We start from the raw sequence: 1,160 nt of genomic DNA, 5'->3' as shown, positions 1-1,160 counted from the left end.
GATCCGCTTGAACGGCGCGAGGCGGGCGTGCAGATGCTTGAAGATCGACAGCGCCGTCTCCGGCGAGCGCTCTGCACCCGACGTCAGCAGCACGAACGCCTTGGGGATGGCTTCGGCGGCGGCGGTGGCCTCATCGAGCAGCGAGGCGTTGGCGACGTCGAGCCCGGTGAGATCGCAGATCATGGTCTGGAAGTTGAGCAGCGCCTCCAGCCGGCCCTGGCTGATCTCGGGCTGATAGGGCGTGTAGGCGGTGTACCAGGCCGGATTTTCGAGGATGTTGCGCTGGATCACCGCGGGCAGGACGGTGCCGGAATAGCCTTGGCCGATCAGCGAGGTGAAGACCTGGTTCTGACGCGCAAGCTCGCTCATATGCGCGATCGCCTCGGTCTCGCTGAGCGGCTTGCCGAGATCGAGCGGGGAAGCCTGCCGGATCGAGGCCGGCAGCGTCTCCGCCATCAGCGCGTCGACGCTCTTGGCGCTGACGGTTTCGAGCATTGCGGTGACATCGCGCGCCGACGGGCCGATGTGGCGGCGAACGAAGCTGGCGGCGGTGTCGCCGTTGGTCTTGCGGTGCGCGGTCATCGCTTGCTCCATCGTCCTTAAGCCGTATGTGCCTTGTAGGCGGCTTCATCCATGAGGCCGCCGAGCTCGCTCTTGTCGGCAATCTTGATCTTGAAGAACCAGGCCTTGCCTTGCGCGTCCGAGTTCACCAGCGCCGGCTCGGCGGCGAGCCCGGCGTTGGATTCGAGCACCTCGCCGGTCACGGGGGCATAGACGTCGGAGGCGGCCTTCACCGATTCCACGACCGCTGCGGCTTCCGCCTTCTTCAGCGTGCGGCCGACCTTGGGCAGTTCGACGAACACGACGTCGCCGAGCTGCTGCTGGGCGTAGTCGGTGATGCCGACGGTGGCGACGTCGCCCTCGATGGCCAGCCACTCATGGTCGGAGGTGTATAGCGTCGTCGTCATTCTCAAATCCTCAGCGTTTGTAGGTGTTTTTGACGAAGGGCATGGCGGCGACTGCGAGCGGCAGTCGCTGGCCGCGCACTTCGGCGAACAGTTTGGTGCCAAGCGCGCTCAGGCTCGTGGGCACGTAGCCCATCGCGACCGGCCCATTCAGGCTTGGGCCGAAGCCGCCCGATGTGACTTGTCCGATCGGCT

The 1,160-nt window shown here is 65.7% G+C and carries 2 protein-coding genes and 1 pseudogene; all 3 read right to left on the bottom strand.

Going from position 1 to position 1,160, the window contains the following annotated elements; genetic code table 11:
• A pseudogene (locus tag MOV75_RS39050) lies at positions 1 to 582 on the bottom strand (hypothetical protein); the annotation flags it as partial.
• A gap of 17 nt (positions 583 to 599) precedes the next feature.
• The gene (gene gcvH / locus MOV75_RS39045) at positions 600 to 968 is read right to left on the bottom strand and encodes a glycine cleavage system protein GcvH (protein ID WP_246932715.1); all 369 of its coding nucleotides are present in this window, start codon (positions 966 to 968) and stop codon (positions 600 to 602) included.
• 10 nt (positions 969 to 978) lie between these two features.
• On the bottom strand, positions 979 to 1,160 hold a 182-nt coding region (locus tag MOV75_RS39040), incomplete at its 5' end, for a glycine cleavage T C-terminal barrel domain-containing protein (protein WP_309487010.1).

This window comes from Bradyrhizobium sp. PRIMUS42 (genome assembly GCF_023006515.1).
Lineage (GTDB): Bacteria > Pseudomonadota > Alphaproteobacteria > Rhizobiales > Xanthobacteraceae > Bradyrhizobium.
This window is presented reverse-complemented; position numbering and strand designations above follow the sequence as displayed.